This is a genomic window from Kurthia huakuii LAM0618 (genome assembly GCF_000505545.1).
In the GTDB taxonomy this organism is placed as follows: domain Bacteria; phylum Bacillota; class Bacilli; order Bacillales_A; family Planococcaceae; genus Kurthia; species Kurthia huakuii.
Window position 1 is genome coordinate 300,580 of record NZ_AYTB01000016.1, and the last position, 9,281, is coordinate 309,860.

5 protein-coding genes and 1 rRNA gene are annotated in these 9,281 nt (G+C 43.0%); all 6 read left to right on the plus strand.

Going from position 1 to position 9,281, the window contains the following annotated elements; all coding sequences use genetic code 11:
• Nucleotides 1-174 precede the first annotated feature (174 nt).
• Entirely contained in the window at nucleotides 175-393 is a 219-nt protein-coding gene (gene yaaA, locus V514_RS0115030) for a S4 domain-containing protein YaaA (RefSeq protein WP_029500711.1), read from the plus strand.
• Nucleotides 394-396: 3 nt separating this feature from the next.
• Nucleotides 397-1,509 carry a DNA replication/repair protein RecF gene (gene recF, locus V514_RS0115035; protein ID WP_029500712.1) on the plus strand — a complete coding sequence of 371 codons (1,113 nt, stop codon included), beginning with the start codon at nucleotides 397-399 and terminating at the stop codon, nucleotides 1,507-1,509.
• A gap of 73 nt (nucleotides 1,510-1,582) precedes the next feature.
• On the plus strand, nucleotides 1,583-3,502 hold the full coding sequence (gyrB, locus tag V514_RS0115040) for a DNA topoisomerase (ATP-hydrolyzing) subunit B (RefSeq protein ID WP_029500713.1): 1,920 nt from the start codon (nucleotides 1,583-1,585) through the stop codon (nucleotides 3,500-3,502).
• A gap of 24 nt (nucleotides 3,503-3,526) precedes the next feature.
• Nucleotides 3,527-6,004: a DNA gyrase subunit A gene (gene gyrA / locus V514_RS0115045; protein WP_029500714.1), complete on the plus strand. Its 2,478-nt coding sequence runs from the start codon at nucleotides 3,527-3,529 to the stop codon at nucleotides 6,002-6,004.
• A gap of 196 nt (nucleotides 6,005-6,200) precedes the next feature.
• Complete coding sequence (locus V514_RS0115050) at nucleotides 6,201-7,301, plus strand: HD-GYP domain-containing protein (protein ID WP_029500715.1); 1,101 nt, start codon at nucleotides 6,201-6,203, stop codon at nucleotides 7,299-7,301.
• 392 nt (nucleotides 7,302-7,693) lie between these two features.
• A 16S ribosomal RNA gene (locus tag V514_RS0115055) occupies nucleotides 7,694-9,249 on the plus strand.
• The last annotated feature ends 32 nt before the right edge of the window (nucleotides 9,250-9,281 follow it).

The window sequence follows — 9,281 nt, forward strand, 5'->3', positions numbered from 1 at the left end:
GTGGATAACGTTTACAAAACGAGGACTCCCCTTCCGTACATTTTAACGGCGGGTGGTGTGCTCGTTTTTTCATATGGAAAATAAGAAGCTGTAGATTCCTTCCGCTTCTTTTACTTCTCGTCGAAATTTCGGTACAATGTAGTAATAATGAGCAAAATGAAGAGGATGAAAAAAGTGAACCAAATTAAAATTAGAGATGAGTTTGTAACGCTAGGTCAATTTTTAAAATTAGCGGATATTATTGGCTCTGGTGGTCAGGCAAAATGGTTTTTACAAGAGTATGAAGTATATGTCAATGAGGAACTTGAAGACCGTCGAGGACGTAAATTATATATCGGTGATGAAGTCGATATTCCTGGAGAAGGTCGCTTCGAAATCGTTACTGGAGAATAGCCCATGTACATTGAACGTCTGAAGTTAACGAATTATCGCAACTACGATACAGAAGAATTTACATTTTCTCCAGAAATCAATGTTTTCATCGGACAAAATGCGCAAGGCAAAACGAATGTCATGGAAGCAATCTATGTGCTAGCAATGGCGAAATCGCACCGAACGTCAAACGAGAAAGAATTAATACGGTGGGAGTCAGACTATGGTAAAATAGAAGGTGACATTCAAAAGAAATATGGTCGCCTTCCGCTCGAATTTATCATCTCGAAAAAAGGTAAAAAAGCGAAGGTCAATCACTTAGAGCAAAGTCGTCTAAGTGACTACATCGGACAAATGAATGTTGTCATGTTTGCACCTGAAGATTTAACGGTCGTAAAAGGCAGTCCACAAGTTAGAAGACGTTTTTTAGATATGGAGATTGGGCAAATTTCTCCGGTCTATTTACATGATCTTGTAACGTTTCAAAAACTATTAAAGCAGCGCAATCATCTATTGAAAGATAGCCGTGGCAAAAAGCTTGATACGACGCTGCTGTCGATTTATACGGAGCAGTATGTGCAAGCGGCCGTGAAAGTGATTCGCAAACGCTTTGAGTTTATGGAGCTTCTGCAACGCTGGGCAGATCCGATTCATTTTGGGATATCACGAGAATTAGAAAAGCTTGAGATTAAATATCGCCCGGTTAGCGGATTGGAGCGAGATTTCACAGAGCAGCAAATGTGCGAACATTTATTGCAAAAGTTAGACGAACAACAACAACGAGAACTTGAACGCGGTGTGACGTTAGTTGGCCCTCATCGTGATGACTTAGCATTTTTCGTAAATGGCTATGATGTACAAACGTACGGTTCACAAGGGCAACAGCGCACAACTGCTTTATCATTGAAACTTGCAGAAATTGAATTAATTCAGCAAGAGACTGGCGAAGCGCCGATTTTACTGCTCGATGATGTCTTGTCTGAGCTAGACGACTATCGCCAATCGCATTTATTAAACACAATTCGTGGGAAAGTACAGACGTTTGTGACGACTACAAGCGTTGATGGTATTGAGCACGACACAATACGTGAAGCAAAGATGTTTCATGTGAAACAAGGTTCTGTAGACGCGGAATAAGCCTCGCGTTTTCAGAGCCTTGTCAGGTTCGACAACAAAAATGGAACGCCATGAAAGAGTAGGTGGAGTAATAATGGCAGAAGAAACAAAGCCGGCTGCATATGATGCCGATCAGATACAAGTATTAGAAGGTTTAGAAGCTGTCCGAAAACGTCCAGGGATGTATATCGGCACAACAAGCTCTAAAGGCCTTCACCATTTAGTATGGGAAATCGTCGATAACAGTATCGATGAAGCATTAGCAGGTTATGCGACTGATATCGTTGTAGCCATCGAGCAAGACAACTGGATTCGCGTTGAAGATAACGGTCGTGGTATTCCTGTTGATACACAAGAAAAAGTAGGGAAACCAGCCGTAGAAGTTATTATGACGGTGTTACACGCCGGCGGTAAATTCGGCGGTGGCGGTTATAAAGTATCAGGCGGCTTGCATGGTGTAGGGGCATCGGTTGTTAACGCATTATCAACAACAACGATCGTTCAAGTACACCGCGATGGTCATATCCACGAAATTATTTTCGAACGCGGTCAAACGGTACAACCATTAAAAATTATTGGCGATACGGACCACAATGGTACGACAACACGCTTTAAAGCGGACCCTGAAATCTTTAAAGAAACAACGGAATATGAATATGACATTTTAGCGCACCGTGTTCGTGAGCTTGCTTACTTAAACCGTGGCATTCGTATTTCAATCGTTGATGAGCGCGAAGGTCAAGAGCGCCGCAGCGATTATCATTATGAGGGCGGTATCAAATCATATGTTGAACATATCAACGAGAAAAAAGAGCCGCTTCATGAAGCAATCGATTTAAAAGGTGAAAAAGATGGCATTTCGATTGAGATTGCGATGCAATACAATTCTGGGTTCGCCTCAAACATCTTCTCGTTTGCGAACAATATCAACACGTATGAAGGTGGTACGCATGAGTCTGGTTTCAAAACTGCACTCACACGTGTCATCAATGATTACGCACGCAAAAACAATCTACTAAAATCAGCCGACGCCAACCTATCAGGTGAAGATGTTCGTGAAGGTTTAGTCGCGATTGTCTCAATTAAGCACCCAGACCCGCAATTTGAAGGTCAAACAAAAACAAAATTAGGAAACTCAGAAGTGAGCACGATTACAAACTCGTTGTTCTCTGAGCACTTTGAACGTTTCTTATTAGAAAATCCAACGACGGCACGCACGATCGTTGATAAAGGGTTAGTTGCTTCTCGCGCACGTGTTGCTGCGAAAAAAGCACGTGAAATGACACGTCGTAAATCGGCGCTTGAAGTTTCAAGCTTACCTGGTAAATTAGCAGACTGTTCTTCTCGTCATCCTGAAGAATGCGAAATCTACATCGTAGAAGGTGACTCTGCAGGTGGTTCGGCAAAATCTGGTCGTGATCGTCACTTCCAAGCAATCTTGCCACTGCGCGGTAAAATCTTAAACGTTGAAAAAGCGCGTTTAGACCGCATTTTATCAAATGCAGAGATTCGCATGATGATTACAGCAATCGGTACAGGTATCGGTGAAGAATTTAACTTAGAAAAAGCGCGTTACCACAAAATCGTTATCATGACCGATGCCGATGTCGATGGTGCGCATATTCGTACACTATTATTAACATTCTTCTTCCGCTTCATGCGTCCACTAATCGAAGCTGGCTATGTGTACATTGCACAGCCACCACTTTACCAAGTGAAACAAGGGAAGCATATCGAATATTGCTACTCAGATGCAGAGCTACAAGAAATTTTGGCACGTCTTCCACAACAGCCAAAACCACTTGTACAACGCTATAAAGGTTTAGGGGAAATGAACGCTGACCAATTATGGGATACAACAATGGACCCTGCGCACCGCGTACTATTACAAGTAGAGTTAGATGATGCGCTTGAAGCAGACCGCGCATTTGAAGATTTAATGGGTGATGATGTAGAACCTCGTCGTCAATTCATTCACGAAAATGCAGTATACGTTGAAAACTTAGATATTTAGGTGAGCGAAGGGAGGTCACATACGTTGACTGAAGCAAATAACTCCGGTGTAAAGGGAGTAAATATTACAAAGACAATTAAAACGGCATTCTTAGATTATGCGATGAGTGTTATCGTATCGCGTGCCCTACCAGACGTACGTGACGGCTTAAAGCCAGTACAACGTCGTATTTTATACGGAATGCAAGAACTAGGTAGTACATCTGATAAGCCATACAAAAAATCAGCACGTATCGTCGGGGACGTAATGGGTAAGTATCACCCTCATGGTGACTCTTCTATTTACGAAGCGATGGTCCGCATGGCGCAAGACTTCAGCTACCGCTATATGCTTGTTGATGGTCATGGTAACTTCGGTTCTGTCGATGGTGACGGTGCCGCTGCGATGCGTTATACGGAATCTCGTATGTCAAAAATCGCGATGGAAATGCTACGTGACATTAACAAAAATACAATTGATTATAAAGACAACTATGACGGCAATGAAAAGGAACCTGCTGTACTACCAGCGCGTTACCCGAATCTTCTAGTGAATGGTGCCTCTGGTATCGCAGTAGGGATGGCAACAAATATTCCGCCGCACCAACTAGGCGAAATCATTAACGGTGTATTAGCGGTTTCTGAAAATCCAGCAATTACAACCGAAGAGCTTATGGAAATTATTCCAGGTCCTGATTTCCCAACTGGCGGTATTATTTTAGGTCGTAGCGGTATTCGTCAAGCATACGAAACAGGCCGCGGTTCAATCATTATCCGTGCAAAAGTTGAAATCGAAGAAAAAGCGAGCGGCAAAGAAGTTATCGTCATCAACGAACTTCCTTACCAAGTCAATAAAGCAAAATTAATCGAAAAAATTGCCGAGCTTGTACGCGACAAAAAAATCGATGGTATCACGAGCCTACGCGATGAATCTGACCGTAACGGCATGCGTGTGACAATCGATGTGCGTAAAGATGCCAATGCAAACGTCGTATTAAACAACCTTTACAAACAAACAGCGATGCAATCAAGCTTCGGTATTAATACACTTGCTTTAGTCAATGGTCAACCGCAAACATTAAGCTTAAAAGAATGTTTATACCATTACTTAGAGCACCAAAAAGAGGTCATTCGTCGTCGTACAGAGTTTGAGCTTAAAAAAGCAGAAGACCGCGCGCACATCTTAGAAGGTTTACGCATTGCATTAGACCATATCGATGCAATTATCGCATTAATCCGTAGTTCTCAAACGTCTGACATTGCGAAACGTGGCTTAGTGGACGAGTTCCATTTATCAGAACGCCAAGCACAAGCGATTTTAGATATGCGTCTTCAACGTTTAACAGGTTTAGAACGCGATAAAATCGAAGCGGAATACAATGAGCTTCAAGCATTGATTCATAAATTACGCGACATTTTAGCAGATGAGGCGAAGATTATCGACATTATTCATACCGAGCTAAATGAAATTCGCGAACGCTTCAATGATGCACGCCGCACAGAAATCATTGCTGGTGGTGCTGGGATGATCGAGGATGAAGATTTAATCCCTCGCGAAAATTCCGTATTAACATTAACGCATAACGGCTACATCAAACGTTTACCTGCAAACACCTATCGTAGCCAACGCCGTGGTGGTCGCGGTGTTCAAGGGATGAACACGCATGAGGACGACTTTGTAGAACATTTATTGTATACATCTACGCATGATACGATTCTGTTCTTCACATCAAAAGGGAAAGCCTTCAAAGCGAAAGGTTATGAAATCCCTGAATACGGCCGTACTGCAAAAGGCTTACCAATCGTCAACTTATTAAATGTTGATAAGGGTGAGTATGTCACAGCGATGATTCGCGTCCCTTCTTATGAAGAAGATGCGTACTTCATGTTTACAACGCGCACAGGTGTAACAAAACGTACATCACTGTCGCAATTCGCAAACATTCGTACAAACGGCTTAATCGCCATTTCATTACGTGAAGATGATGAATTAATTTCAGTGCGTCTCACAGATGGTAAGAAAGAAATCGTCATCGGTACGCATAACGGGATGCTTGTTCGTTTCAATGAACAAGATATCCGCCCAATGGGACGTACTGCTGGTGGTGTGCGTGGTGTGCGCCTGAAAAACGATGACTTCGTAGTCGGCATGGAAATTTTAGAGCCTGGCCAAGAAGTATTAGTTGTTACGGCGAATGGTTACGGGAAACGTACGCCAGAAGATGAATACCGCCTGCAAACGCGTGGCGGTGTCGGTATTAAAACAATTCAAATCACCGATAAAAATGGTCCAATGGCTGCTGTGAAAACAGTAACTGGTGAAGAGGATATTATGTTAATTACCGATAATGGGATGCTGATCCGTATGGACGTAGCGGATATTTCTGTTATTGGCCGTAGCACGCAGGGTGTTCGTTTGATTCGTCTATCAGATGGCGAGCATGTTGCAACGGTAGCAAAAGTAGAAAAAGAAGCACCAGAAGAAGAATTAGAAGCTGACGAGGAAGTTGAGTCAGAAGAATAATCGCATAGTAAAAGAGGCTGGGATAAATTCCTAGCCTCTTTTTTAATAAAATAAATCATGTTCAACATATTTAAAATATGATAAGATACTATTGACCTATTTAAATTAGCTAAAAGACTTATGTTTTTTGAGTTAAAAATAAAATATTGTAACATTTGATTCATAATTGGGTGAAAACAGAAAAGAGGGTGTTCATGTGGAAGGGGTATTAACAAAAATACCAGAAGTTCGCTTAGGCAGTGTTGTGTGCGAAGATATAATGGGGAATACGCAATCGCCACTTGTGAAAAAAGGAACGAAGGTAACGCGCGAGTTACTACAAGTATTTAACGTATTTCAAATTACAAAAGCATATGTAACCGGGCCAGCAGTTCCTTCTGAAGCATTGGATATCCAAAAGGCGGAGCACGTTCCAGTAACAACGCTTGATTCGTTTGCAGCAGTTACACCATTTAAAAAGCGTTACCGTAGTGCTGTCATGCAATTTAAAAATGAGTTTTTTAGTTGGGAAGCTGGCGCGAAAATTTCAATTCCAACGCTACGCGAAATCATGTTACCTCTTATTAATGATGTATTGCATCACCGCGTGCGTATCTTTACGTTAAATGAATATTCGAATCCACTTGAGTATATTTACAATCACGCGATTTCAACAGCGCTGATTACAGCCGTTATCGCGCAAAAGATGAATTATTCAAAAGGTGAAGTCATTCAACTAGCGCTAGCGTCGATGATTGCTGATAGCGGTATGGCGAAGATTCCGAAAAAAGTACGCGAGAAAGCAGCGGCGTTAACGCAGCAAGAGTTTCAAATGATTAAAGAGCATCCCCGCGATAGTCTATTGATGGTAAAAGACTTACCACTTGTAAAAACAGAAATGAAAATTGCTATTTTCCAACATCATGAGCGATTAGATGGCAGTGGGTACCCTTGTAACTCCAGCGGCAATACGATTACTGTACTAGCGCATATTTTAGCTGTAGCCGATATTTTTCATGCGATGACGTGCGAACGAGTTTATAAAAAAGCAGCATCTCCATTTAACGTAATTGAAATGATTCAAAAAGAGAAGTTCGGTAAATTCCATATCGAACCTGTGCAGGCATTACTAGACTGCGTGATTGATGTAAGCTTAGGGGCAAGTGTTATATTATCAAATCACTCAATTGGTCAGATTGTCTTTACGAATAAAAATAATCCAACACGTCCAGTAGTGAAAATTGCAGGTTTTGATGAAACAATTGATTTATCCAAAAGCAAAGATCTTTATATAGAGAAAATTTTAGTGAAAGACTAATATAGAAGAAAACCTACAGTAGCGTATGTAATTGTATGTAATGTACATATAATTAGCGCTTATGTAGGTTTTTTTGTTTAAATGATTCTCTTTAAAATTATTTCACAAAAATTGTTGACTTCATCAAATAATCTATATATAATAAATCATGTTGAATCGCTTAACACGTGCTCAACAAAAACATAATAAAATTTCTTTTAAAAAGTTGTTGACAACTTACGAAAGAACATGATATTATATATGAGTCGCTAAGAGATATTGCGACAACGACATGAACCTTGAAAACTGAACAAGCAAGATGTAATCACAATAAATTCGGTTCAATTAAGAATCGAAACAAAATGTTATCAAGCAAGATAATGCTAGCAAAGCAAATGAGCTTTCAAACACTTTTTATGGAGAGTTTGATCCTGGCTCAGGACGAACGCTGGCGGCGTGCCTAATACATGCAAGTCGAGCGAGGTTGTTTGGGATGCTTGCATTTCAAACAACCTAGCGGCGGACGGGTGAGTAACACGTGGGCAACCTGCCCTGTAGACTGGGATAACTTCGGGAAACCGGAGCTAATACCGGATAACTCTTTTAGCCTCATGGCTTTAAGCTAAAAGGCGCTTCGGCGTCACTACAGGATGGGCCCGCGGTGCATTAGCTAGTTGGTAGGGTAACGGCCTACCAAGGCAACGATGCATAGCCGACCTGAGAGGGTGATCGGCCACATTGGGACTGAGACACGGCCCAAACTCCTACGGGAGGCAGCAGTAGGGAATCTTCCACAATGGACGAAAGTCTGATGGAGCAACGCCGCGTGAGTGATGAAGGTTTTCGGATCGTAAAACTCTGTTGTAAGGGAAGAACAAGTGCGTTAGGTAATGAACGCGCCTTGACGGTACCTTATTAGAAAGCCACGGCTAACTACGTGCCAGCAGCCGCGGTAATACGTAGGTGGCAAGCGTTGTCCGGATTTATTGGGCGTAAAGCGCGCGCAGGTGGTTTCTTAAGTCTGATGTGAAAGCCCACGGCTCAACCGTGGAGGGTCATTGGAAACTGGGGAACTTGAGTGCAGAAGAGGATAGTGGAATTCCAAGTGTAGCGGTGAAATGCGTAGAGATTTGGAGGAACACCAGTGGCGAAGGCGACTGTCTGGTCTGTAACTGACACTGAGGCGCGAAAGCGTGGGGAGCAAACAGGATTAGATACCCTGGTAGTCCACGCCGTAAACGATGAGTGCTAAGTGTTAGGGGGTTTCCGCCCCTTAGTGCTGCAGCTAACGCATTAAGCACTCCGCCTGGGGAGTACGACCGCAAGGTTGAAACTCAAAGGAATTGACGGGGGCCCGCACAAGCGGTGGAGCATGTGGTTTAATTCGAAGCAACGCGAAGAACCTTACCAGGTCTTGACATCCCAATGACCGTCTTAGAGATAAGACTTTCCCTTCGGGGACATTGGTGACAGGTGGTGCATGGTTGTCGTCAGCTCGTGTCGTGAGATGTTGGGTTAAGTCCCGCAACGAGCGCAACCCTTATTCTTAGTTGCCATCATTTAGTTGGGCACTCTAAGGAGACTGCCGGTGACAAACCGGAGGAAGGTGGGGATGACGTCAAATCATCATGCCCCTTATGACCTGGGCTACACACGTGCTACAATGGACGGTACAGAGAGCTGCAAGCCCGCGAGGGTTAGCCAATCTCATAAAACCGTTCTCAGTTCGGATTGTAGTCTGCAACTCGACTACATGAAGCCGGAATCGCTAGTAATCGCGGATCAGCATGCCGCGGTGAATACGTTCCCGGGCCTTGTACACACCGCCCGTCACACCACGAGAGTTTGTAACACCCGAAGCCGGTGGGGTAACCATTTATGGAGCCAGCCGTCTAAGGTGGGATAGATGATTGGGGTGAAGTCGTAACAAGGTAGCCGTATCGGAAGGTGCGGCTGGATCACCTCCTTTCTAAGGATTATTACGGAATAGATGACTCGGTC